This is a genomic window from Ensifer adhaerens, from assembly GCF_028993555.1.
Lineage (GTDB): Bacteria > Pseudomonadota > Alphaproteobacteria > Rhizobiales > Rhizobiaceae > Ensifer > Ensifer adhaerens_I.
In genome coordinates, this window is record NZ_CP118613.1 from 79,227 (window position 1) to 100,493 (window position 21,267).

Consider the following 21,267-nt stretch of genomic DNA (forward strand, 5'->3'; position numbering starts at 1 on the left):
CCCAGGACTGGGGCGCCGCGAATGGCGCCTTTTTTTCTTAAGCGGCCACGGTGGTATTGCCCTGCAGCAATGCGAGCGGGGCCTCCCAGACGTCCGGCACGGTCTCCTCCGCGATCATCTGCAGCAACGCCTGGGCGGCTTTCTCGCCGATCTCCGTTCGCGGTACGTCGATCGTGGTGAGCCGCGTTCTGACCGCGTTGGCGAGCGACGTGCCGTTGAAACCGACCACGGAGATCCGCTCGGGCACCGGGAGGCGGGCTCCGTGCAGGTAGGAGAGACCGCCGAGCGCCATCGCGTCATTGAGAAAGTGGATCGCCTCGACCTCGGGATGCGTTCGCAGCAACTGCTCGGTCAGAAAGCGTCCCGTGACCGCCTGCCGCGGTCTTTCTTCGGCGGTCACGCTGACGAGGTCGATGCCTGCGGCGGCAAGCGCCGACTTCAGGGCCAAATGGCGGCGGCGGGCACAGAGGTCCTTGCCGAGCTCGGCACCCACATAGGCGATGCGCCTCAACCCGCGCTCGAGAAAATGCTTCGCAACCAGGTGCCCCGCTTCCTCATGCGATGGGCCGGCGCTGAAATCCAACGCGCGCCTGTCGCAATCCCAGAGCTGGATCGCCGGGCAGGTTCGCCGCGCCAGCAGACTTTCCGCATCCGCGCTTCGCGCCATGCCGCCGTTAAGCAGGATGCCGGCCGGCCGGAACGACAGCATGGCGCGGATGAGCTCGGTTTCGGTCTCGGGCTCGAAGCCCGATTCCCCGATGAACGTCTGAAACCCTGTCGGTCTGAGGACGGCATTCACCCCGCTCAGCACTTCCGAGAACACGATATCGCTGATCGACGGGATGATGACCGCCACCATCCGGCTTTTGCGTGAACTCAGCGAACCCGCAAGATTGTTCGGCAGATAGCCGAGCTCGGCGGCGGCTTGCTTTACTCTTTGCCGAGTATCGTCGGATATGTTGCCGACTTCCCGCAACACTTTCGAAACGGTCATTCTGCTCACCCCGGCCTTTGCGGCTACCTCAAGTAGCGTGACGGGCTTGCGGCGCTCGTGACCCATTTGTCGTCCCTCTTTCGGTCTTACAATCCCGCTTGACGGGAGCCAATGTTATCGATAACGTAAGCTTAGGTTAGCGATAACCTATACGCTTGCAGAACGCAATGCCCATGCCGACTAAGCGGCATGGGGGTGACCTAGAAGGTGATGCTTTCTGCAGGCGAGGGAGAGGCCGGCGCTCAGTTGTGGTTTGGTAAGGCTTCGAGGTAGGAGCCTCTCGCAAACAAGCGATTTGCCGTGCCGGAACATCATCTTGTGGAGGAGCATCTGATGAGATTCTCAAATAGCATTCGCGCCGTTCTAACGGCGATTGGGATAGCCGTGGCAGGTTTGACTTCTGCTGTCGAAGCGCAGGCCGTCACGCTAAACGACATCATCTCGCGCGGTACGGTGCGCATTGGCGTGCTCACCGGCGCGCCGCCGATGGGCATGGTCGACGAGCAGGGCAACCCGACTGGCTACGACGTCGACGTGGCGAACCTGATCGCCGGCTATCTGTCGCTGCCGGTCGAGCTCGTGCCGCTGACGCCGCCGGCCCGCATTCCGGCGCTGCAGACCGGCAAGGTCGATTTTCTCGTCGCCACCTTGGCGCCGACCGGGGAGCGCGCCAAAACGGTGATGTTCACCCAGCCCTACAGCGCCTTCAACATGGACATCATCTCCGGTCCCGACCAGAAATTTGCCAAGCTCGCCGATCTTGAAGGCAAGCGCGTCGCCGTCAACCGCGGCTCGTCGCAGGAGACGGCGCTCCGCAAGGCGGCGGTTCCCGGCCTGGAAATCGTCGTCTACGAGGATGATTCGACCAGTGCCCAGGCGCTGATCGCCGGCCAGGTCGATGCGGTCGCGCTGCCCTCGACGGTCGGCGACGCAATCATCAAGCAGCGCCCGGATGCCGGCCTGCAGGTCGGCTTCACCTTCTTCCAGCAGGGTAATTCGATGGCGACGCGGATGGAGGACTTCGAGATCCGCCAATGGCTCAACACCGCCATCTACCTGATGAAGATTTCCGGCGATCTCGACAAGATCGCGACGAAGTGGACCGGTCGTCCGATGCCGGTGCTCCCGACGTTCTGATGGCTTCTCCCAAGGAGCCGCCGGCGAATGCCCCGGCGGCTTCCCTTACGTCTACGGAGTTCCCATGTCCTACACGTTTCAATTCGGTGTGCTGGCCCAGTACCAGGATCAGATCCTGAGCGGCATCTGGCTGACGATCAAGATTTCGGTGCTGTCGATCATCCTCGGCTGTGCCGCCGGCATCCTGCTTGCCTCGGTCCGCTCCATCTGGGGCGGTGCGGTCCGCTTTCTCGTCGATGCCTATGTCGAGATCATCCGCAACACGCCCTTCCTGGTTCAGCTCTTCATCGTCTATTTCGGCCTGCCGGGTCTCGGCCTTCGCGTCGGCGCCGATACGGCAGCGCTGATCGGCATGACGATCAACCTGGCCGCCTATTCGACGGAGATCATCCGCGCCGGCATCGAGGCGATCCACAAGTCGCAGATCGAGGCCGGTGAGGCGCTCGGCTTCACCCGCTTCCAGATCTATCGCCACGTCATCATCGTGCCGGCGATCGCCAAGGTCTATCCGGCGCTCTGCAGCCAGTTCGTGCTGATGATGCTGGCCTCCAGCATCTGCTCGGCGATCTCGACCCAGGAGCTTGCCGCTTCGGCCGCCTTCATCGAATCGCAGACCTACCGATCCTTCGAAATCTATATCGCCGTCACGCTGATCTACCTCGCGCTGGCGCTGGCGCTGCGCGCCGTCCTTGCACTGGTCGGCATGTGGCTTTTCGGCCGCCGGGTCGCGCGGAAAACGATGACGGCCCTTCCGGAGGTGCAGGCATGACCCTCAAGACCTTTGGCCTCGATCAGTTCGGCTTCCTTCTCTATTCGTTGCAGTGGACGATAATTTTGACTGTGATCGCGTTGATCGGCGGCGGTCTTCTCGGCTTTGCGGTTGCGCTCGCCCGTACCTCGCAGCTGAAGCCGGTGCGGATTGCCGCCGCCACCTATATCCAGATCATCCAGGGCATTCCGGTGCTGATGATCCTGTTCCTCTCTTATTACGGCCTGAGCCTCGCCGGCTTCGAACTGCCGCCGCTCATTGCCGCCGGGGCCTCGATGACGATCTACGCGTCCGGTTATCTTGCCGAGATCTGGCGGGGCTGCATCCAGGCCGTACCGAAGCAGCAGTGGGAGGCGTCGGAATCGCTCGCCATGACGAGGCTGCAGCAATATCGCTATGTGGTCCTGCCGCAGGCCATGCGCATCTCCCTGCCGCCGACCGTCGGTTTCGCCGTCCAGGTGGTGAAGAACACCTCGATCACCTCGATCATCGGTTTCGTCGAACTCGCCCGGGCCGGCCAGCTCATCAACAATGCGACGTTCCAGCCGTTCCGCGTCTTCCTGGCTGTGGCCGCCCTCTATTTCGTCGTCTGTTATCCATTGTCCCAGCTGTCGCGTTTGCTGGAAAGGAGGCTCCATGCCGGAAGTAATCGTTGAAAACGTCCACAAGAGCTTCGGTGCTCTCGAAGTCCTCAAGGGCGTGTCGCTGACTGTCGAACGCGGCGAAGTCTTTGCGTTGATCGGCCGGTCGGGCTCGGGCAAAAGCACGCTGCTGCGCTGCATGAACGGCCTCGAAAAGATCAATTCGGGCAAGATCGAGATCGCCGGCCACGTGCTGGGGGAAGATGCCAAGGCGCTTCGCAAGCTGCGCACCGACGTCGGCATCGTCTTCCAGAGCTACAATCTCTTTCCGCATCTGACGGTCGGTGAAAACATCATGCTGGCACCGCGGATCGTCAAGGACGTGGCGAAGGCGAAGGCGCGGGAAGTCGCTCGCGAGGTGCTGCAACTCGTCGGGCTGTCGGAAAAGTTCGATTCCTATCCGGACCAGCTTTCCGGCGGCCAACAGCAGCGCGTCGCCATCGCCCGCTCGCTGGCCATGCGGCCGAAGGTCATGCTCTTCGACGAGGTGACCTCGGCGCTCGACCCGGAACTGACCGAGGAAGTGCTGACGGTGATGGAGAACCTTGCCCGCGACGGCATGACGATGATCCTCGTCACGCACGAAATGGGCTTTGCCCGCCGCGTCGCCACCCAGACGATCTTCATGCACAAGGGGAAGATCTGGGAGCAGGGACCGTCCGCCGCGCTCTTCGCCAATCCTCAGACGCCGGAACTGCGGCAGTTCGTGAAATCCGACGTCAAATGATGGCTTCTGCGCCGTCGCTTGAGTTCGGTGCAGGGCCTATCGGCTGGTTTGCCGCAGGATCAGATCGGGGCGGATCGTCACTCGCCCCGGCTGGTCGAGCTTGCCATCGAGCACGTCAAGGATCAGTTCCGCCGTCTTCGCGCCGATCTGGCTGGCAAAGGCGTTGATCGTCGTCAGACTCGGCACGCAGATTGCGCCGATCTCGTAATCGCCGAAGCCGCCGATAGCGATTCTATCGGGTACCGCGATGCCGCGCCGCTGGCATTCGGTGAGTGCCCCGAAGGCGGAAAGGTCGGAGACGCAGATCACCGCGTCCGTGTCTGGAAAGCGCTCGAGCAATTGCCCCATGGCGTTGGCGCCTTCGCGCATAGAGATCGGTGGTGGACCGGCGGCGATCAGGCGTGAGGTATCCAAACCATGGTGGATCAGGGCAGCTATGAAGCCGGAACGACGATCGGTACCGCGCGTGTCCCGGGAGGCGTCGCCGCCGATGAAGGCGATCTTGCAGTAGCCAACGGCGACGAAGTGGTCGACCATTTCGCGCACTGCTTGCGCGTTGGAGAAGCCGACAACATGGCCGATCGGCTCATCGGGCAGGTCCCAGGTTTCGATGACCGGGATGCCGGCGTTCGCCAGCAGTTTTCGGGCGCGCGGGGTGTGCTTGCCACCGGTCACCACGATCGCTTCAGGCTTGCGACGCAGCAACTGCTCGATCAGCCGCTCTTCCTCCCGGACGTCATAATTGGTGTAGCCGAGCAGGATCTGCAGGCCTCGTTCCGAAACACGGTCCGAAAGCGCCCGGACCGTGTCGGCGAAGTTGGCATTGTTGATCGACGGGATTGTCACCGCGATGAAATCCGTGCGCTGCGAACGCAAATTGGAGGCGGTGCTGTCGAAGACATAACCGAGTTCCTCGGCAGCATGCAGCACCGCCTCGCGGGTCTCCTGGCTGACGGAACTGTCACGCTTGAAGGCACGCGAAACGGTCATTGGCGAAACGCCGGTTCGCCGCGCCACATCGGCCATCGTCGGGGGCTTGCGGATCGTATCCATTTGCATCCATGTTATCGTTATCAAGACTAGTACAGCCAGTTTGACTCAGAATTGCAAGCGCGTTGTCTGACCCGAAATGATTTCGACGGGCAGGCAGATGCTGTTTGGAACTTTGGCACCTCTGATGCGCGCCAGCAGATTGCGTGCTCCCATGACACCCATCAATCTGCGTGGGGTGGAAACGGTTGTTACCGGCACCGGCAGTACTTTGGTTAACCCGAGCGCGTTAAAGCCGACGATTCCGATGTCCTGTGGAACCTGCAATCCGAGCGACTGGCAAGCCGTTAACCCGCCGAACGCCAGATGATCATTGAGATAGAAGATGACGTCCGGCTTATACTCGCGCGTTTCAGCGAACAACGTTAGCGTGCCGGACCGGCCAGCCTCAAATGCATTCGTCTCGATAGGCCGTGCTATCGCCGCCTCTCGCCTTGTGGTAGTTCCGAAGGCCGCCATGAAACCAGCCAGGCGCTCTTCGGCGCGCGGATCGCGAGATACCGGTGCGCCGACGAAAGCGGGCCGCCGATAGCCAAGTCTGAATACGTACCTCCCTATCGCAAGGCCGGCGGCATGGTGGTCGATGCCCACGCAAATATCGATAGGATCGTCTGTATATTGCCACAACTCGAGAGTGGGTACGCCTCGCAGTTTCAGGCAATGACGCAGTTGCGGATCCGAGTGGGCGCCCGTGATAATCATGGCAGCCGGTCGCCAGGACAGGACCCGTTCAACCCATGCCAGCTCTGCTGCCGGATTGTAGTCGGTTGTATCGATTACTGTTTCATAACCCGCAGACTGGAATGTGCTGCGGGTTCCTTCCAATATTTCCGCGAAGACGTCATTGAATAGTGTCGGAACGGAAATACCAATCAGGTTCGAGCAAGGCTGGCTGAGCGCCCGAGCCGTGCTGTCGGGAACGTAATTCATCACTTCGGCCATCCGCAAGATTGCCGAGCGGGTGCTCTCTGACACGCCTTCGATGCCTCGGAGGGCGCGCGATACGCTCATTGTGCTCACGCCGAGTGCCCTCGCTATATCGACTGTCGTACAACCACGTTTTCTTCGCACCGGCGCCTCCCAGCAACGTTATCGGTAACGCTGATTCCCCAGATCGAAATCTTCCTCGTGTCCAGAATATACGCCATTGTTATCGATAACAAAACCACTGGAGGAACCCTGTGCCGCAGATCGTATTTGAACACGTCACCAAGAGATTTGGGTCGCTTGAAGTTCTGCCGCCAATCGACCTGACCCTGGAGAACGGCGAGTTTACCGTTCTCGTCGGGCCCTCCGGTTGTGGAAAGTCGACCACTCTGAGGATTCTTGCCGGATTGGAACAGTTGAGTGGCGGCGAGATTTATTTCGATGATCGCGCAATCGGTCGGCTGGAGCCGAAGGAACGCGACATCGCGATGGTGTTCCAGGACTACGCGCTGTATCCGCACATGAATATCGCGCGAAATATGTCTTTTGGTCTGCGCCTGGCCCGCGTACCCAGGCCTGAGATCGACGCCCGCGTCCAACGGGTGGCCAAGATGCTGAACATCACACACCTACTCGAGCGCAAGCCGGCGGAACTTTCTGGAGGGCAGCGTCAGCGCGTGGCGATGGGGAGAGCCTTGGTGCGCGATGCGTCGACTTTTCTCTTTGACGAACCTCTGTCGAATCTCGACGCCAAGTTGCGCGCCCAGATGCGAACTGAGCTCGGCGAAATGCGCGACCGGCTGCAAAAGAACATGGTCTATGTCACGCATGACCAAGTCGAAGCAATGACCCTCGGCGATCGCATTGTTGTGATGAACGAAGGAGTCGTTCAGCAACAGGGAACGCCCGAAGAGCTTTTCAAACGGCCGAACAACAAGTTCGTTGCGGGTTTTATCGGCAGTCCGGCGATCAATTTCATCGACGGCATGCTCGTCGAGGAAAAAGGCCGCCTTTGGGCTCGCGGAGCCGGGTTCCTCTTGCCTTTGTCCGAGGAGACGGCAAATCGGGTCCGCCCTCACAAGGCAAGCGAGGTCACACTCGGCATTCGGCCCTCTTCCATCATTTTCGACGCTGCCTCCGGCGCACCCATCGAGTTGCAGGTGGTCGTTTCCGAATATCTTGGAGCGCAAACGACCCTCGTCACGAAGTTGCCAAGCGGCGAGGAGGTGCTTGTCGAATTGCCGTCTGCCATTTCCCCCCGAGCCGGGGACTTGGCGACGTTCGAGGTGGTGACCGACGACATTCTGATCTTCGACCGTACGACCACATTGAGACTTTGATCATTAAAGGGAGGACGAGAATGCGCAGATTAAATACCATTCTAGCAGGGGCACTCGCCGGGATATTGCTACAAACCGTAGCAGCCAGCGCAAACCCGTACGAGGCGTACAAGGGCACCACGCTCGTGGTGAATTTCCCTGCACATCCACACTATGACGCCGTGGTCAAGGTCTTGCCGCAGTTTACGGATGAGACCGGGATCGAGGTCGAGGTCGACCAACTCGAGTATCTTAAGATGCGCGAGAAGCAGACGCTTGAGCTCACCAAAGCCGAGGGCGATTACGATCTGATTTCGTACGTTGTGTTCTCGAAGGCCGACTACGTGTATGCCGATCAACTCGAGAACCTCGCAAAATACTTCATGAACCCGAAGCTTGCCGACCCGACCTATGACGCCGCTGACATTATTGATGGCTATGTGCAGAACATCGGTATCGCAGGCGGTACCAAGGGATACTTGCCGGGACCGACGGGTTCGCTGTTCGGGCTCCCGTTCGGCGCGGAGACTTCAGTTCTTGGCTACCGCAAGGATATTTTCGAGAAGCACGGCTTGAAGGTGCCAGAGACTTACGAGGAGCTCCTGGAACTGGCCTGCCGTATTCCCCAGCTTGAGCCAGGCATGGGCGGACTCGCCAGCCGTGCGGCATCCGGGCAGCATGCGAGTCATGCCTTCCTGTTGCACCTAGCGCCGCTCGGGGGCCGCATCTTCGATGAAAACTGGAACCCGGTCATCAATAACGAGAAGGGCGTAGCTGCGGCCAATGCCCTGAAGAAAATCGTCGACTGCGGGCCAGAGGGGGCCAAGACCTTCGGCTTCGCCGAGGCTGGCACGGCCTTTCTTCAAGGCAAAACCGCTATGTATCTGGACAGCACGGTTTTCGCGGGACAAGTCAACGATCCGACGAAGAGCCAAGTCGTCGGCAAGGTGGGTTGGACGCTGCATCCGAAGGGAGTGCGACGAGGTTCCCAGACGGGCGGCTTCGGTTTGGCTATTCCAAAGAATGCCGCTCACAAGGAAGCGGCGTTCCTGCTCCTGCAGTGGCTCACCTCCAAACATGCCGACAAGCTGATTGCGCTGGAGGGCGGAAACCCGATTCGCCGATCGACGCACGATGACCCGGACGTTAACGCCAAGTTTCCCTACATGGCAACGTTCGGCGAGGCGCTCACTTACGCGGATCCAGACTGGCGCCCCATTATCCCAACCTGGGGAAAGATCAATGGTGATCTCGGAACGGCGCTGAGCAAGGTGCTCACGGAGGGACTTGACGCAAAGACCGCTCTCGACGGGGTTGCCGAACGCGCCCGATCTTCCATGGAAGAGGCCGGCTATTACAGCTGGCAGTAAGGTCAGCATACTTCGCGCTGAACGCGGGCCGGGTGCCGGCCCGCTTGGAATCTACTCGGAGGACATGATGCAGGCCGCCAACGTAAATCGGCTGACCCCTTACCTATTTCTCGCGCCAGCGGCGCTCATTCTTGGCGCTGCGTTGCTCTACCCGATCGGCTACATGATCTATGCTAGCTTCTTGAACTGGAATCCCAGTCAACGGATCGGTGAAGCGGACTGGGTAGGGCTCGGAAACTATCTGAAACTTTTCAGCGACGCCCAGTTTCACGAGAGTGTCGCAGTTACCATCACATTCGCGGGAGTGGTCGTGGCCGCCGAGATGGTGCTGGGCGTCGGCCTGGCACTGCTGCTGGATCGCAATATCCGCGGATTGTCGGTGCTGAAAACCTTGTTCATCCTGCCGATGATGATCGCGCCAATCGTTGTCGGATTGATGTGGCGGTACATGTACCATCCGACGGTTGGCGTCTTCAACCGGACGTTGGTGTCTATCGGCTTCGAGCCGGTCCCCTGGCTGTCCGAGAGCCGATGGGCCCTTACATCTGTCATCATTGCAGACATATGGCAGTGGACTCCGTTCATTTTCATTTTATCGCTCGCGGCCCTTCAATCACTCCCCCGCTCCACATTGGAAGCTGCCAGGATCGATGGGGCGACCGGCTGGCAGCAAGTGCTCTACATCAAGCTGCCGTTGATGCTTCCCGTCCTGGTTGTTGCGACTTTGCTTCGGCTGATAGATGCGTTCAAGGTCCTCGAAGTGATCCTGGTACTGACGAACGGAGGGCCAGGTCTGTCCACCGAGATCGTTTCGCTGCGCATTTCGCGTACAGCGTCAGAGTTTCGCGAGCTTGGGCTGGCTGCTGCAATGTCGAACCTGCTGCTTGTCCTCCTCCTTGGGCTGACGCTTGGCATGTTTGCTTACAATAAGGTGATTGAAGGCCGTGCGGCGCGACTGCGGACCGCAGCTCTGAAAGGCGAAAAATAGATGATCGCGCGTGACCAGCAAACCAACCCCTCTTTTTATGCACTTCTGGCAGTCCTGGTGATGATGGCTGTTGGGCCCATTGCGTTGATGTTTCTCACTTCACTGCGGCTGAACGTCGAGATCATGTCCGACGGCGCGGGCCTGATCTTCTTACCGACACTGCACAATTACGAGAAGGTGCTGTGCGACGTGCTCTGGTATTCGCCGCAGAATGTTGGGCGTTGTGATCCGACCTTCGCGCGTTCGCTCGGAAATTCCCTGGTCGTGGGTTTGACTTCGACCGCATTGACGCTCGTTGTCGGATGCATGGCGGCGTACGCGCTCGTACGCTTCCGCTTCATGGGCCGTGATGCGGTTTCACTTACGACTTTGATCATGCGCATGGTGCCACCGGCCGTACTCCTCGTTCCCGTATTTGGAATTTGGACCTATCAGTTCGGGCTCGATGGAACCCTCGCCGGGCTGATTCTGGTCTATGTCGCGATGAATCTTCCCTTCGTGATATGGATCCTGCAGAGCTTCATCGTGCAGGTGCCGATCCAGCTAGAGGAAGCGGCGCGGATGGATGGTGCTGGTCCGTTGCAGGTGTTTTTCCTGGTGGTGCTGCCGGTGATCCGCCCAGGACTAGCGGCGGCGGCGATTTTCACGTTCCGCATTGCCTGGAACGAATTTCTCCTCGGCAACGCTTTGACCAATAGGCACACCCGAACTGTACCGGTGACGATTGTGAACTCGCTTACCGAGTACGATATCGATTGGGGTGTCGTCATGGCTACCGGCATGTTGCTGGCGATCCCTCCGATTATCTTCACCTTTGTCGCATCAAGACAGATCATTACAGGCATGACCGCGGGCGCTGTGAAAGGATGACAATGTTCGATTGGCTGCTCGCTCCCTGCGATCCAACAAGAGTTCATGAAGTCGGAACGCACCTGTCATGGCACGCGCGATCGATGGTGATGGCCTGGTCGGTTCTCGTCCCCATCGGTGTGATCGCAGCGCGGTTCTTCAAAATCTTCCCCGGCCAGGACTGGCCTCGTGTATTGGACGATCGGCGATGGTGGCATCTTCATCGCGGTGCGCAGTATGCAGCGTTGGTGCTCATGCTGGTTGGCACATTTCTTATCCTCTCCGCACCTGCGGAAACCAAATCGATAACCGCAGCGATTTGGGCGCATCAGCTCACGGGATGGACGGTCATGATACTCGGCGGCATGCAATATCTTGGGGGATGGTTCAGAGGAACGAAAGGTGGCCCGTCGTCACCGGCAGCCGACGGCAGCTGGCGTGGTGATCACTACGACATGACACGCCGCCGCCGCCTCTTTGAGCGCATTCACAAGTCATTGGGTTATGTGGCGCTGCTGGTCTCCATGGCGGCTGTTTCAACCGGCCTTTGGCAGGCGAATGCTCCGAGGTGGATGCTCCTGCTTATCGGCACATGGTATCTGATCGTGCTGGTGTCGTTCGCCGTGCTACAGCGGAGAGGGATGGCGTATGACACCTATCAAGTCATTTGGGGTCCAGATCCGCGGCATCCAGGGAACAGCCTCCGGCCGATCGGCATGGGGATCAGGAAGCTACCGCCTAAAGACGTATAGCCCAAAGACCCGCGACGCTCAGGGCGCCGCGGATTACGCATGATTTTGCTCAGAGGTGGAATTCGTTCGCCTGGGTGACGTGGTGGTGGATGCGGCCTTCGAAGAAGCGCGCCAGCACCGCTTCGGTCGCGGCCTTCGCCGCGGCGCGCGCCGGGCTCGCCAGTGCCTTTTCGACCGTGTCGAGATCCGGGTAGTTGATCGCCAGAATCATCGGGATTTCCGGCGCTCCGTCGTCACGGAAATCCGCGAAGGTGACACGCACGTCGAGCGCCCCGGGAAAGGCCTTCCATTTCGGCAGGATGTTTTCCAACACCGCGGCCCGGAAGGCCGCAGTCTCGCCCTCCTTCACCTTTCCCTCGAACAATGCATAGCGGGTGATCATTTGGCAATCTCCTTGTTGGGTCCCTTGAAAAATTCCATCAGCGCCGCCTGGTCCTCGCCGCCGAGCCCGGCCGCCGTGAGCATCCGGTGCACTTCCGCGCAGGTCGCCGTCAGCGGCATCGCCGTGTTGGTGCGGCGGGCGAGGTCCTGCGCGCCGTTCAGGTCCTTCACCATGTTGTCGATCCGGCCGGTGCGCCGATAATCCCTGGCGACGAAGCGCGGCATGTATTCCTGCAGAATGGCGCTGTCGGCCCGGCCGCCCTTCAGCGCTTGCGGGATCTTCGCCGCGTCGACGCCCGCATCAATCGCCAGCTGCGTCGCCTCGGCGACGGCGAGGAAATTCAGCCCGCAGAGAACCTGGTTGATCAGCTTGGTCGTTTGCCCGGCGCCGGATGGGCCCATATGGGTATAGTTGGAGGCGACGTGCTTCAGCACTTCATAGGCATCAGCGACATCCTGCTCCTTGCCGCCGGCCATCAGTGTCAACTCCCCGATAAGAGCCTTCGGAGCGCCGCCCGATAGTGGGCTGTCGACCCAGCGCAGGCCGGTTTCCGCGGCTTGCTGTGCGAGCGCCCTGGTGGCCTCCGGATCGATAGAGGACATGTCGATGATCAGCGTCCCGGGTTTGGCCCCCTTGGCGACGCCGGTCTCGCCGAAGACGGCGATATGGACTATCTTCGGGGAATTGAGGCTGAGAATGACCGTGTCGGATGCCGCCGCCGCTTCCGCAGCGCTCGGCGCCGCCTTCGCGCCCTTGTCAACCAGTTCCTGAACTTTGGCTTGGTCGAGGTCGAAGACCGTTAGCTGATTACCGGTTTCGATGAGCCTCGTCCCGATGGCACCCCCCATGGCTCCGGCGCCAATCAATGCGACCCTGTTCGTCATTTTTGCAGTCCTCCCAGTTGGATAGCGATGGCATCGACGACCGCATCGAGCGGCTGGTCGATGTCGACGCTGATGGCATTTTCGTCCGGTCCCGGCGGCTCGAGCGCCGCGAACTGGCTGGCAAGCAGCGCCGGCGGCATGAAATGGCCCTGCCGCTCCTTCATGCGCTTCTCGATGACGGCGACGGTGCCGGCGAGATGGATGAAGGTGACGGGCGCGCCGGCCGCGCGTTCAATATGCTGGCGGTAGGCGCGCTTCAGAGCCGAGCAGCCGATGATGGTGGGCCCCATGCCGGCTTGAAGCGCCTCGCCGACGAGGGTCAGCCAGGGCCAGCGGTCCTCGTCCTCGAGCGGGATGCCCTTGCTCATCTTGGCGATATTTGCCGGCGGATGCAGGTCGTCGCCGTCGAAATAGACGGCGCCGAGGCGATTGGCGAGGGCGGCGCCGACCGAGGACTTGCCGCAGCCGGCAACGCCCATCAGCACCATGCGCCGGGGAGTATCAGAGGGATGCGGTGATGCCGCCGTCGACATAGAGCACGTGTCCGTTCACGAAAGAGGAAGCGTCCGAGGCGAGGAAGATGCAGGCGCCGACCAGCTCTTCCACCTTGCCCCAGCGGCCGGCAGGCGTACGCTTTTCGAGCCAGGCCGAAAAGTCCGGGTCGGCGACCAAGGCGGCGTTGAGCGGTGTGTCGAAATAGCCCGGCGCGATGGCGTTGCACTGCAGGCCGTATTTCGCCCAGTCGGTCGCCATCCCCTTGGTGAGATTGCCGACCGCGCCCTTGGTGGCGGTGTAGGGGGCGATGCTCGGGCGGGCGAGCGCCGTCTGGACGCTGGCGATGTTGATGATCTTGCCGGCGCGGCGCTTGATCATGTGCCGCGCCACAGCCTGGCCGACGTTGAAGACTGTCGAGATATTGGTCCTGAGCAGCTTTTCGAAGGCGTCGGCGGGAAAATCCTCGAGCGGCGTGCGGTGCTGCATGCCGGCATTGTTGACGAGGATGTCGATCGGCCCGACCTCCGCCTCGAAGCCGTCGACGGCGCTCCGCACCGCCTCATGGTCGGTTGCGTCGAAGGCGAGTTTCTTCGCGCCGGCAATGCGTTCGGCGGCTTCGGCGAGCTTGGCTTCGTCGCGCCCGTTGAGGACGACTTCCGCCCCGGCCTCGGCAAGGCCGCGGGCGAGCGCAAAGCCGATGCCCTGCGACGAGCCGGTGACCAGCGCACGCCGGCCTCTGAGATCGAACAGTTCGAGGGCCATTTTTCCTCCTGCATTTCATCTCGACAACTGGATTTGATCTGTTTATGTTATCGATAACATCAATTGTCAAGGGACGGAGTTTTGAATTGACCAAGCCCCATATTCTCCAGGTCGGCCCCTATCCTGCGTGGGACGAGGTGCCGCTGAACGAGGCCTTTACCGTGCACCGCTACTTCGATGCCGCCGACAAGGCGGGTTTCCTCGCCGAGGTCGGCCCGAGCGTCAAAGGAATCGCCACGCGCGGTGAGCTCGGCGCAACCCGCGCGATGATCGAGGCCTGCCCGGGGCTCGAAGTCATCTCCGTCTATGGCGTCGGATTCGACGCTGTCGATCTTGCCGCCTGCCGCGAACGGGGCGTCCGCGTCACCAATACGCCCGACGTGCTGACCAATGACGTCGCCGATCTCGGCGTGGCGATGATGCTCTGCCTATCGCGCGGCATGATTGGCGCGGAAAGCTGGGTGAAGGACGGCAGCTGGGCGGCCAAGGGCCTCTATCCGCTGAAGCGGCGCGTCTGGGGCCGGCGCGCCGGTGTGCTCGGCCTCGGCCGGATCGGCTACGAGGTCGCCAAGCGCCTCAAGGGCTTCGATCTGGAGATCGCCTATTCCGACGTTGAGGCGAAGCCCTATGCGTCGGAATGGGAATATATCGCCGATCCGGTGGCGCTTGCCGAACGGTCGGACTTCCTCTTCGTCACGCTCGCCGCTTCCGCCGCGACGCGCCATATCGTCGGCCGCGAGGTGATCGCCGCCCTCGGAGCCGAGGGCATGCTGATCAACATATCCCGCGCCTCCAACATTGACGAAGAGGCGCTGCTCGAAGCGCTGGAAAACAAGACACTCGGCTCTGCGGCGCTCGACGTCTTCGAAGGCGAGCCGGCGTTGAACCCGCGCTTTCTTGCCCTCGACAACGTGCTGCTCCAGCCGCACCATGCCTCCGGCACGATCGAGACGCGCAAGGCCATGGGCCAGCTGGTGCGTGACAATCTCGCCGCGCATTTTGCCGGCAAGCCGCTGCTGACTCCGGTTCTGTAAGGAGGTTCCGATGAAAGCCATCGTCGTTCACGGCGCAAAAGATTTGCGCATCGAGGAGCGGACAGTCGAGGCACCGGGCGCCGGCGAAGTCCGGCTTCGCCTCGCCGTCGGCGGCGTCTGCGGCAGCGACCTGCATTATTACAATCACGGCGGCTTCGGCACGGTGCGCCTGCGCGAGCCGATGATTCTCGGCCACGAGGTCTCGGCCTATGTGGAAGCGCTCGGAGCCGGCGTCGAGGGGCTAAACATCGGCCAACTCGTCGCTGTGTCGCCATCGCGCCCCTGCCGGACCTGCCGCTATTGCCAGGAAGGGCTGCACAACCAGTGCCTCAACATGCGCTTCTACGGCAGCGCCATGCCTTTCCCGCATATCCAAGGGGCGTTCCGCGAGGTGCTTATCGCCGACGCCATCCAATGCGTGCCGGCCGATGGCCTGACGCCCGGTGAGGCGGCGCTTGCCGAGCCGCTGGCGGTGACGCTGCATGCGACGCGCCGGGTCGGCGAAACGCTCGGCAAGCGGGTTCTGGTCACTGGCTGCGGACCGATCGGGGTGCTTGCGATCCTGGCGGCGCGCCGCGCCGGCGCGGCCGAGATAGTCGCCACCGATCTTTCCGACTTCACCCTGGGGCTCGCCAAGAAGGTCGGCGCGGATCGGGTCATCAACATGAAAAGCGAGCCGGATGCGCTCATTCCCTACGGCGCCGACAAGGGCAGCTTCGACGTTCTCTACGAGTGCTCCGGCGCCGCGCCGGCGCTTGCCGCCGGCATCGCTGCGCTGCGCCCGCGCGGGGTCATCATCCAGCTTGGGCTCGGCGGCGATATGAGCCTGCCGATGATGGCGATCACTGCCAAGGAACTCGAACTGCGTGGCTCCTTCCGCTTCCACGAAGAGTTCGCGACCGGAGTCGGGCTGATGCAGAAGGGGCTGATCGACGTCAAGCCGCTGATCACCCATACGCTGCCGCTCATCGATGCAATCACCGCTTTCGAGCTGGCAAGCGACCGCAGCCAGGCGATGAAAGCGCAGATCGCCTTTTCCTGACCGTCAGCAAAGGCTTTTCAGCCATAAAAAGTAGGCGGCGTGGTCAAGATCCGCGCCGCCCTTGTTGTTGACGAGGTCCGCAAAGCCATCCGTTACGGTCCGCGCGAGTGGGAGCGTAAGGCCGGCTTGAGCGGCTGCATCCAGAGCGTTGCGCAGGTCCTTAAGCTGGGCGGCAGAGCGCCCACCAGGCTGAAAATCGCCCTTCACCATTCGGTTTCCATGTAGATCCAGAATGCGGCTGTCGGCAAAGCCACCCTTGAGGGCCTGCACGAGAACTGCTGGATCGCAATCGGCATTTTCGGCAAGATGGAGTGCCTCAGCCACCGCGCCAATGGTTATCGCCACGATCAGCTGGTTTGCCAGTTTCGCGACCTGTCCCGAGCCGACCGGTCCCATATGTGTTGGTCGCCCCAGTGCGGACAGGAATCGAAACGCATACTCGAAATCCTCAGTACTTCCACCAACGAAGATGGAAAGCGAAGCGGCCTCCGCGCCAACAACCCCGCCTGAAACGGGGGCATCGATGAAATGTTTTCCGTGGCAGCTGGCAAAATCCGCTAGTCGGCGGTCGCACTCGGGTTCGACAGAGCCCATGTCAATCACAAGAGCGCCGGGTCTTGCTGCTTCGATGGCCCCTTTTCCAATCAGAACAGCCTCAGTCGCTTCCCCGTCAAGCAGCATGGAGATCACAACGTCAGCGTCGCTAACGGCCTCTACCGGATCGCGTGCGACTCGAGCAATGTCGGCCAGAGGCAAGGCTCGGTCCGGATTGCGATTCCAAACGCTAATGTCGAAACACGCACCTAAATGTCGCGCCATGGGCGCACCCATCAAGCCCGTCCCCAGAACAGCAATTTTCGTCATCAGATGTCGGCTCCTATCACACTAAGTGCAGCTCGTGCGACTGAGGCATCCTGTTCACCGGTACCCGAACCAACTCCTATCCCGCCGACGAGCACACCAGCGATTCTGATCGGCAGGCCGCCGGTAAGGCCGGTCACAGCTCCACCTGTTGCCGCGGCGATGAGAAGCCGCACCTCTTCCGGAATTGTCTTGGTCTCCGCACCGATAGAGGCCGCGGTCCGCGCCTTTGCTTCAGCGCTAGCAAGGGACAAAAATCGCGCACCACGCATTCGCAGCTGGCCGAGGGTGACACCGCTTGCATCGACAATGACGATGCATTGCGGCTGGTGCAATTGTTGCGCCCGTTCTCGGGCAGCCGACAACATTCTTAAGACCGCATCATCGGTTAAGACCAGCGTGTTTTCGGTGGCGTCCATCGCAATTCTCTCTCGCTTCCAAAGTCTCGATATGTTATCGATAACATATCGTTATACTTAGGGGAAAGCTGAATGTCGTTCTTTGAAGCAATCGATCCTGTTTTTCGCACCTATGTGCTCTGCAATGCACCGGTGAAGCAAATCGCGACGGGTTTCGATTGGGTAGAGGGCCCGGTTTGGTTTGGTGACGCAGGATGTCTTCTGTTTTCAGACATTCCCAATAATCGTATCCACCGTTGGTGCCCCGGCGCTGGGGTCTCGGTCTTCAGGGAGCCGTCGAACTTCGCGAACGGCAACACACGGGACCGACAGGGGAGACTCGTTACTTGTGAACATGGCACAAGACGGGTCACGCGGACGGAACTCGACGGTTCAATTACCGTGATTGCCGACAGCTACCGAGGCAAACGGCTAAACTCCCCAAATGACGTGGTGGTGAAATCGGACAACTCGATCTGGTTCACTGATCCGCACTACGGAATTATGACCGATTACGAAGGCTATCGCAGTGAGCAGGAATTACCTTGTAGCGTGTATCGCGTCGATCCCGACGGACATATTGAAGCGGTAGCCACGGAGTTGAAGTGCCCGAACGGATTGGCGTTCAGCCCCGACGAGACCCGACTCTATGTTGCCGATACCGGCAGAATGTTTGGCGCCGACGCGCAATATGTTTGCGTCTTCGACGTTGGACCAGCCGGTAAAATATCTGGAGGGAACGCATTTTACACCATCAGCCCAGGTTGTGCTGATGGGTTTCGGGTAGATTTTGACGGCAACCTATGGTCTTCGGCTGCGGATGGCGTGCACTGCATCGCGCCTGATGGTCACCTGATGGGTAAGATTCTTGTCCCGGAGGTTGTCTCAAATCTCTGCTTCGGGGGGCGGGCCAAGCATCAACTCTTCATCACCGCGACAACCAGCATCTACACGATCTCGCTCAATCGTTGCGGCATGCAACACCCGTGACCAAGGCGAACAACCGAGGCGCCATTTAACAAGATGGAAGCTCGACGCAAGGGTTGCGTCAACAACAAAGTAGTGCAGGAAAACCGGTCAGCGCCCACAAAGAGTGGCAGACACTGCATTATTGGAAACACCCGTTTGACTGAACCGCCGAAAAACTTGCGTTTTTCGACGGCGCCCGATGGAGGAAATCCTCCTTCCTCCATCGGGCGACCAGAACTGCAGACATGCAAACGCACGCGCCACAGCCCCAGTTGGGGTGGTGCTGGCCGACATCATCGAAGTCGAGCCGCCCCCTTCTGAGGCAACCCTCCCCACTGCTCTATAGTCACGCACCCTCTTTTGTCGTTCGACCAAGGATACCGAACGTCCTTCACCCCCCGGATTTGCCAGGCGCGACGCGATCGCTTCGGGATCCGTTCTCGTCCCCCGACGGCATGTAAGGACCCGCGCCTGCGCTTAAGGTAGTATTTCGCCCCCTCCTGCAAACGCCCCCACTGAGGAGGATCAACCTCATGAAAGCGCTCGTAACCTTCTGCCAGAAGACCGGCCGCCGCCTTCGCCTTTACCTCAATCGGCAAGTCGCCAAACTGTCCCATAAAGGCCAGTTGAAGATCTCGGTCGCGGTCTCGCTTCCGCTCATCGCCAACGTCGAGGTCAGCTATCAGTGCGATTTCAACGCCAAAGCCGACAACGACAACAAGCCGAAGTGAGACGGCCGCGCCCTGCACGCAGAGCGCGGCTTTCCGCCGTGGCCCGCGTGCCGCCGCATATCTCCTCTGGAGATATTGCGTCCCGATGCTTGAAATCTCAGATTGAATGGGTGAGCATTGGACATCAACCAGCAAGGGAAGACTTCGTGACCATGACGAGCAACACGGTTCAGCAGGTTCAGGAGGACATGGCGCTGATCGCCCGGGGCCAGGAAATCGACCTTCCGTGGCGCCGACTTCGCGTTCTCCTCGATCACGGCCTGGTCGAGATCAACACGCCTGTCCTCCTGGGTGGACCGCTCGCAGGAAGTCGAACCTCCATCTCGTGGACAGACGAGGGCATGCGGTTCATGGGACAGGCCAGCTAAGGCAAAGACCATCAACGAAAATGAGGTATGACCGCGTGAAAAGCATCTTTGCAGGTAATTTCGATCAGGAGAGCGCCATCGAAGCCGCTGTAGAGCTGTACGGTGTCGATGCCACAACGGCCGTGGCTCATTGCGCACTTGAGGCCCACGTCGATCGTCGCGAGGCTGACCACCAATTCTGGTTTCGCATTTTCGCTCAGCTCAGGGGCATTCCGCTGTCCGACAGCAAACATTGAGATCTCGCGGATCGCCTCGATCGCGTCAATCGAAGCTATTTGGAGGTGCGCAACCAGTGGGCGGCACGGATCGGCTTTGCCCTCATCGCCTTTGCATGCGGAACAGAGCTTGGCCGTTACCTGGTTGAATGGTCGATGATTTAGGTTGCCCGGTCGCAATCGCGGGCAAAGTGAAAGCCAGCGAGATGGAGAGTCTTCTGCCGTTGGAACTGGAAGGCTGAGCGCGAGGCGCTGACAGAGCAGGAGCGACGGGCGGCATGACGCACAACAGCCAGGGGACGACGACCGCACGACCGAAGCTGGATGATGTGGCGTTCGAGGCGTTTATCAGGGCACGTCGTCCGGCATCGCCAATCTGGTCAATGAGCGGTCTCGATGGCTATCTCACGGCTCTCATCATCGGCCCGAAGTTTATCGACCCACGTCAGTGGATCCCGGAACTGACCGGTCCGGATGCCCTGAACCTGCCGATGGAAACAACCGAACATCGGGCCGTGCAGACGATCGTTGCGGAGTATAACCGCATCTCTGCGAGCCTTTCCGAAACACCGAAAGACCACCGGCCCAGGTTCACCAGGATCGATGATCAGACCTTTGATCCATTCGATTGGGACCTCTGCTTTCTGTTAGGAACAAGGTACGCGCCGAGGCTTTGGCAGCCGGTTCTTCGAGGTCATGCCGGGACCGGCGATATCATCGCGCCCATCCGCAGGCTCGGCGAGACAAAACGGAAAGCGACCCGCCAGGATGCTGCTGCCGTCGGCGAAGCGCTCGTCAACATGCGAAGCTACTTCATGCCAAGGCGCGCAAAGCAGAAGTTCTGAAACAACGGACGGCTCCTCGTCCGTCAACAGACTAAAGCCGTGGGCTGCTCGTCGCGTTCATGTTCACGTCGTCGGAGGTGTTTCCTGGATCCGGACATTTGCGGCATAGACGTAGCTTTTCACCAAGGTAAAAGGAGGTCATTCAGCGCAGACAAGCCTGACGTCGAATCTTCTCCAAGTAAATTCAAGTTTGGGCCAGGTGTTAAGCCGCTGGTCGACCTATTGGTGCAAAATGATCTCTGTTCGCGAGAGCCCCCGCTTCTTGACCAGATCGAATAGCACTTTGGCGTTTTCTGGGTGGAGACGCACGCAACCGCGAGACGCAGGTCGGCCAAGGTTTCTCGTGTCCAAGGTACCGTGTATCGCATAGCCTCCGAAGAAGAAGATCGAATTTGGCATCGGAACGCCATCGTATTTCCTCGAATACCAAGTTTCATGCATGCGGATTGGATGGAATACTCCCGTTGGGGTGCTGTATCCGACGGTTCCAGTCGATACCGGCCAGTAATAGATGGCTTCGCCGTCGAGAGTTACCGCCATAGATTGGTCAGAGAGGTCGACATGCACTTGCAATTCTTGCGATGTCGAAGCTGACGCCACACTAGCAATGGACAGGGAGATAACAATGGTTCGGAGAGTGACCTTAGCCGCAGAAAGAAAGATAATGCCTATTGAACCAGCATTCATTCAACTCCCCTGTTGGCTACTTCGCTTACCTTCAAGGATTGCCGTGAGTTCCCGAAATCCAAGCTCTCAGA

The 21,267-nt window shown here is 60.2% G+C and carries 26 protein-coding genes; 15 read left to right on the forward strand and 11 right to left on the reverse strand.

The features are described 5' to 3' along the window. Window positions 1–37 precede the first annotated feature (37 nt). A complete protein-coding gene (locus PWG15_RS36240) occupies window positions 38–1,060 on the reverse strand; it encodes a LacI family DNA-binding transcriptional regulator (protein WP_275028042.1) in 1,023 nt (340 codons plus the stop codon). Window positions 1,061–1,327: 267 nt separating this feature from the next. Between PWG15_RS36240 and PWG15_RS36245 the strand changes: the two genes are divergently transcribed. The 4 genes from PWG15_RS36245 to PWG15_RS36260 all read left to right on the forward strand — a co-directional run bounded on the left by PWG15_RS36245 (window position 1,328) and on the right by PWG15_RS36260 (window position 4,268). Continuing rightward, entirely contained in the window at window positions 1,328–2,131 is an 804-nt protein-coding gene (locus PWG15_RS36245; protein ID WP_275028043.1) for a transporter substrate-binding domain-containing protein, read from the forward strand. A 64-nt stretch (window positions 2,132–2,195) separates the two neighbouring features. Then, window positions 2,196–2,900 carry an amino acid ABC transporter permease gene (locus PWG15_RS36250; RefSeq protein WP_275028045.1) on the forward strand — a complete coding sequence of 235 codons (705 nt, stop codon included), beginning with the start codon at window positions 2,196–2,198 and terminating at the stop codon, window positions 2,898–2,900. Next, window positions 2,897–3,556 (forward strand): amino acid ABC transporter permease, encoded by a 660-nt coding sequence (locus tag PWG15_RS36255; protein WP_275028046.1) that lies wholly within the window; start codon window positions 2,897–2,899, stop codon window positions 3,554–3,556. The genes PWG15_RS36250 and PWG15_RS36255 overlap by 4 nt, the downstream gene beginning before the upstream one ends. Then, complete coding sequence (locus PWG15_RS36260) at window positions 3,537–4,268, forward strand: amino acid ABC transporter ATP-binding protein (RefSeq protein ID WP_275028047.1); 732 nt, start codon at window positions 3,537–3,539, stop codon at window positions 4,266–4,268. The genes PWG15_RS36255 and PWG15_RS36260 overlap by 20 nt, the downstream gene beginning before the upstream one ends. Before the next feature lie 36 nt (window positions 4,269–4,304). Here the strand turns inward: PWG15_RS36260 and PWG15_RS36265 are convergent, their stop codons facing one another. Further along, entirely contained in the window at window positions 4,305–5,321 is a 1,017-nt protein-coding gene (locus PWG15_RS36265; RefSeq protein ID WP_275028161.1) for a LacI family DNA-binding transcriptional regulator, read from the reverse strand. Between the two features lie 45 nt (window positions 5,322–5,366). Beyond that, the gene (locus PWG15_RS36270; protein ID WP_275028048.1) at window positions 5,367–6,389 is read right to left on the reverse strand and encodes a LacI family DNA-binding transcriptional regulator; all 1,023 of its coding nucleotides are present in this window, start codon (window positions 6,387–6,389) and stop codon (window positions 5,367–5,369) included. 110 nt (window positions 6,390–6,499) lie between these two features. On the opposite strand from PWG15_RS36270, the gene PWG15_RS36275 reads away from it, so the two are divergent. The 5 genes from PWG15_RS36275 (at window position 6,500) to PWG15_RS36295 (ending at window position 11,523) form a co-directional block, all read left to right on the forward strand. Continuing rightward, window positions 6,500–7,585 carry an ABC transporter ATP-binding protein gene (locus tag PWG15_RS36275; RefSeq protein ID WP_275028050.1) on the forward strand — a complete coding sequence of 362 codons (1,086 nt, stop codon included), beginning with the start codon at window positions 6,500–6,502 and terminating at the stop codon, window positions 7,583–7,585. A 20-nt stretch (window positions 7,586–7,605) separates the two neighbouring features. After that, window positions 7,606–8,934 carry an ABC transporter substrate-binding protein gene (locus tag PWG15_RS36280; protein WP_275028051.1) on the forward strand — a complete coding sequence of 443 codons (1,329 nt, stop codon included), beginning with the start codon at window positions 7,606–7,608 and terminating at the stop codon, window positions 8,932–8,934. 67 nt (window positions 8,935–9,001) lie between these two features. Further along, window positions 9,002–9,922 carry a carbohydrate ABC transporter permease gene (locus tag PWG15_RS36285; protein ID WP_275028052.1) on the forward strand — a complete coding sequence of 307 codons (921 nt, stop codon included), beginning with the start codon at window positions 9,002–9,004 and terminating at the stop codon, window positions 9,920–9,922. Then, complete coding sequence (locus tag PWG15_RS36290) at window positions 9,923–10,792, forward strand: carbohydrate ABC transporter permease (RefSeq protein ID WP_275028053.1); 870 nt, start codon at window positions 9,923–9,925, stop codon at window positions 10,790–10,792. Between the two features lie 2 nt (window positions 10,793–10,794). Beyond that, entirely contained in the window at window positions 10,795–11,523 is a 729-nt protein-coding gene (locus PWG15_RS36295; RefSeq protein ID WP_275028055.1) for a cytochrome b561 domain-containing protein, read from the forward strand. A gap of 49 nt (window positions 11,524–11,572) precedes the next feature. Here the strand turns inward: PWG15_RS36295 and PWG15_RS36300 are convergent, their stop codons facing one another. From PWG15_RS36300 to PWG15_RS36315, 4 genes are read right to left on the reverse strand one after another with little or no spacing between them, the layout of a single operon-like run. Continuing rightward, window positions 11,573–11,905 (reverse strand): hypothetical protein, encoded by a 333-nt coding sequence (locus PWG15_RS36300; protein WP_275028056.1) that lies wholly within the window; start codon window positions 11,903–11,905, stop codon window positions 11,573–11,575. Then, window positions 11,902–12,789, reverse strand: a complete 888-nt coding sequence (locus tag PWG15_RS36305; RefSeq protein WP_275028057.1) for an NAD(P)-dependent oxidoreductase — start codon at window positions 12,787–12,789, stop codon at window positions 11,902–11,904. Before PWG15_RS36305 ends, PWG15_RS36300 begins: the two co-directional genes overlap by 4 nt. Beyond that, the gene (locus PWG15_RS36310; RefSeq protein ID WP_275028059.1) at window positions 12,786–13,322 is read right to left on the reverse strand and encodes a gluconokinase; all 537 of its coding nucleotides are present in this window, start codon (window positions 13,320–13,322) and stop codon (window positions 12,786–12,788) included. The genes PWG15_RS36305 and PWG15_RS36310 overlap by 4 nt, the downstream gene beginning before the upstream one ends. Then, a complete protein-coding gene (locus PWG15_RS36315) occupies window positions 13,291–14,046 on the reverse strand; it encodes an SDR family oxidoreductase (protein WP_275028060.1) in 756 nt (251 codons plus the stop codon). The genes PWG15_RS36310 and PWG15_RS36315 overlap by 32 nt, the downstream gene beginning before the upstream one ends. A gap of 86 nt (window positions 14,047–14,132) precedes the next feature. On the opposite strand from PWG15_RS36315, the gene PWG15_RS36320 reads away from it, so the two are divergent. Both PWG15_RS36320 and PWG15_RS36325 read left to right on the forward strand, forming a co-directional pair. Beyond that, window positions 14,133–15,080, forward strand: coding sequence for a 2-hydroxyacid dehydrogenase (locus PWG15_RS36320; protein ID WP_275028061.1), 948 nt, complete (start codon window positions 14,133–14,135; stop codon window positions 15,078–15,080). 10 nt (window positions 15,081–15,090) lie between these two features. After that, window positions 15,091–16,122, forward strand: a complete 1,032-nt coding sequence (locus PWG15_RS36325) for an L-idonate 5-dehydrogenase (protein ID WP_275028062.1) — start codon at window positions 15,091–15,093, stop codon at window positions 16,120–16,122. A 3-nt stretch (window positions 16,123–16,125) separates the two neighbouring features. Here the strand turns inward: PWG15_RS36325 and PWG15_RS36330 are convergent, their stop codons facing one another. After that, entirely contained in the window at window positions 16,126–16,986 is an 861-nt protein-coding gene (locus PWG15_RS36330; protein ID WP_275028064.1) for an NAD(P)-dependent oxidoreductase, read from the reverse strand. Continuing rightward, window positions 16,986–17,402, reverse strand: a complete 417-nt coding sequence (locus PWG15_RS36335) for a GlcG/HbpS family heme-binding protein (protein ID WP_275028066.1) — start codon at window positions 17,400–17,402, stop codon at window positions 16,986–16,988. Before PWG15_RS36335 ends, PWG15_RS36330 begins: the two co-directional genes overlap by 1 nt. A gap of 72 nt (window positions 17,403–17,474) precedes the next feature. On the opposite strand from PWG15_RS36335, the gene PWG15_RS36340 reads away from it, so the two are divergent. The 3 genes from PWG15_RS36340 (at window position 17,475) to PWG15_RS36350 (ending at window position 19,449) form a co-directional block, all read left to right on the forward strand. Further along, a complete protein-coding gene (locus PWG15_RS36340) occupies window positions 17,475–18,371 on the forward strand; it encodes an SMP-30/gluconolactonase/LRE family protein (protein ID WP_275028068.1) in 897 nt (298 codons plus the stop codon). Window positions 18,372–18,883: 512 nt separating this feature from the next. Continuing rightward, window positions 18,884–19,081: a hypothetical protein gene (locus tag PWG15_RS36345; protein ID WP_275028071.1), complete on the forward strand. Its 198-nt coding sequence runs from the start codon at window positions 18,884–18,886 to the stop codon at window positions 19,079–19,081. 152 nt (window positions 19,082–19,233) lie between these two features. Next, on the forward strand, window positions 19,234–19,449 hold the full coding sequence (locus PWG15_RS36350) for a hypothetical protein (RefSeq protein WP_275028162.1): 216 nt from the start codon (window positions 19,234–19,236) through the stop codon (window positions 19,447–19,449). Window positions 19,450–19,460: 11 nt separating this feature from the next. Here the strand turns inward: PWG15_RS36350 and PWG15_RS36355 are convergent, their stop codons facing one another. Next, window positions 19,461–19,682 carry a hypothetical protein gene (locus tag PWG15_RS36355; RefSeq protein WP_275028072.1) on the reverse strand — a complete coding sequence of 74 codons (222 nt, stop codon included), beginning with the start codon at window positions 19,680–19,682 and terminating at the stop codon, window positions 19,461–19,463. A gap of 260 nt (window positions 19,683–19,942) precedes the next feature. On the opposite strand from PWG15_RS36355, the gene PWG15_RS36360 reads away from it, so the two are divergent. Then, on the forward strand, window positions 19,943–20,509 hold the full coding sequence (locus PWG15_RS36360; protein ID WP_275028073.1) for a UPF0149 family protein: 567 nt from the start codon (window positions 19,943–19,945) through the stop codon (window positions 20,507–20,509). 219 nt (window positions 20,510–20,728) lie between these two features. Here the strand turns inward: PWG15_RS36360 and PWG15_RS36365 are convergent, their stop codons facing one another. Beyond that, a complete protein-coding gene (locus tag PWG15_RS36365; RefSeq protein ID WP_275028074.1) occupies window positions 20,729–21,196 on the reverse strand; it encodes a L,D-transpeptidase in 468 nt (155 codons plus the stop codon). Window positions 21,197–21,267: the final 71 nt, after the last annotated feature.

Coding starts and splice junctions, on each gene's coding strand:
- PWG15_RS36325 (WP_275028062.1), top strand. CDS start 15,091: ATGAAAGCCATCGTCGTTCACGGCGCAAAAGATTTGCGCATCGAGGAG.
- PWG15_RS36295 (WP_275028055.1), top strand. CDS start 10,795: ATGTTCGATTGGCTGCTCGCTCCCTGCGATCCAACAAGAGTTCATGAA.
- PWG15_RS36360 (WP_275028073.1), top strand. CDS start 19,943: ATGACGCACAACAGCCAGGGGACGACGACCGCACGACCGAAGCTGGAT.
- PWG15_RS36285 (WP_275028052.1), top strand. CDS start 9,002: ATGCAGGCCGCCAACGTAAATCGGCTGACCCCTTACCTATTTCTCGCG.
- PWG15_RS36330 (WP_275028064.1), bottom strand. CDS start 16,986: ATGACGAAAATTGCTGTTCTGGGGACGGGCTTGATGGGTGCGCCCATG.
- PWG15_RS36255 (WP_275028046.1), top strand. CDS start 2,897: ATGACCCTCAAGACCTTTGGCCTCGATCAGTTCGGCTTCCTTCTCTAT.
- PWG15_RS36245 (WP_275028043.1), top strand. CDS start 1,328: ATGAGATTCTCAAATAGCATTCGCGCCGTTCTAACGGCGATTGGGATA.
- PWG15_RS36280 (WP_275028051.1), top strand. CDS start 7,606: ATGCGCAGATTAAATACCATTCTAGCAGGGGCACTCGCCGGGATATTG.
- PWG15_RS36250 (WP_275028045.1), top strand. CDS start 2,196: ATGTCCTACACGTTTCAATTCGGTGTGCTGGCCCAGTACCAGGATCAG.
- PWG15_RS36300 (WP_275028056.1), bottom strand. CDS start 11,905: ATGATCACCCGCTATGCATTGTTCGAGGGAAAGGTGAAGGAGGGCGAG.
- PWG15_RS36340 (WP_275028068.1), top strand. CDS start 17,475: ATGTCGTTCTTTGAAGCAATCGATCCTGTTTTTCGCACCTATGTGCTC.
- PWG15_RS36315 (WP_275028060.1), bottom strand. CDS start 14,046: ATGGCCCTCGAACTGTTCGATCTCAGAGGCCGGCGTGCGCTGGTCACC.
- PWG15_RS36260 (WP_275028047.1), top strand. CDS start 3,537: ATGCCGGAAGTAATCGTTGAAAACGTCCACAAGAGCTTCGGTGCTCTC.
- PWG15_RS36265 (WP_275028161.1), bottom strand. CDS start 5,321: ATGGATACGATCCGCAAGCCCCCGACGATGGCCGATGTGGCGCGGCGA.
- PWG15_RS36310 (WP_275028059.1), bottom strand. CDS start 13,322: ATGTCGACGGCGGCATCACCGCATCCCTCTGATACTCCCCGGCGCATG.
- PWG15_RS36290 (WP_275028053.1), top strand. CDS start 9,923: ATGATCGCGCGTGACCAGCAAACCAACCCCTCTTTTTATGCACTTCTG.
- PWG15_RS36305 (WP_275028057.1), bottom strand. CDS start 12,789: ATGACGAACAGGGTCGCATTGATTGGCGCCGGAGCCATGGGGGGTGCC.
- PWG15_RS36345 (WP_275028071.1), top strand. CDS start 18,884: ATGAAAGCGCTCGTAACCTTCTGCCAGAAGACCGGCCGCCGCCTTCGC.
- PWG15_RS36365 (WP_275028074.1), bottom strand. CDS start 21,196: ATGAATGCTGGTTCAATAGGCATTATCTTTCTTTCTGCGGCTAAGGTC.
- PWG15_RS36240 (WP_275028042.1), bottom strand. CDS start 1,060: ATGGGTCACGAGCGCCGCAAGCCCGTCACGCTACTTGAGGTAGCCGCA.
- PWG15_RS36335 (WP_275028066.1), bottom strand. CDS start 17,402: ATGGACGCCACCGAAAACACGCTGGTCTTAACCGATGATGCGGTCTTA.
- PWG15_RS36350 (WP_275028162.1), top strand. CDS start 19,234: ATGACGAGCAACACGGTTCAGCAGGTTCAGGAGGACATGGCGCTGATC.
- PWG15_RS36355 (WP_275028072.1), bottom strand. CDS start 19,682: ATGTTTGCTGTCGGACAGCGGAATGCCCCTGAGCTGAGCGAAAATGCG.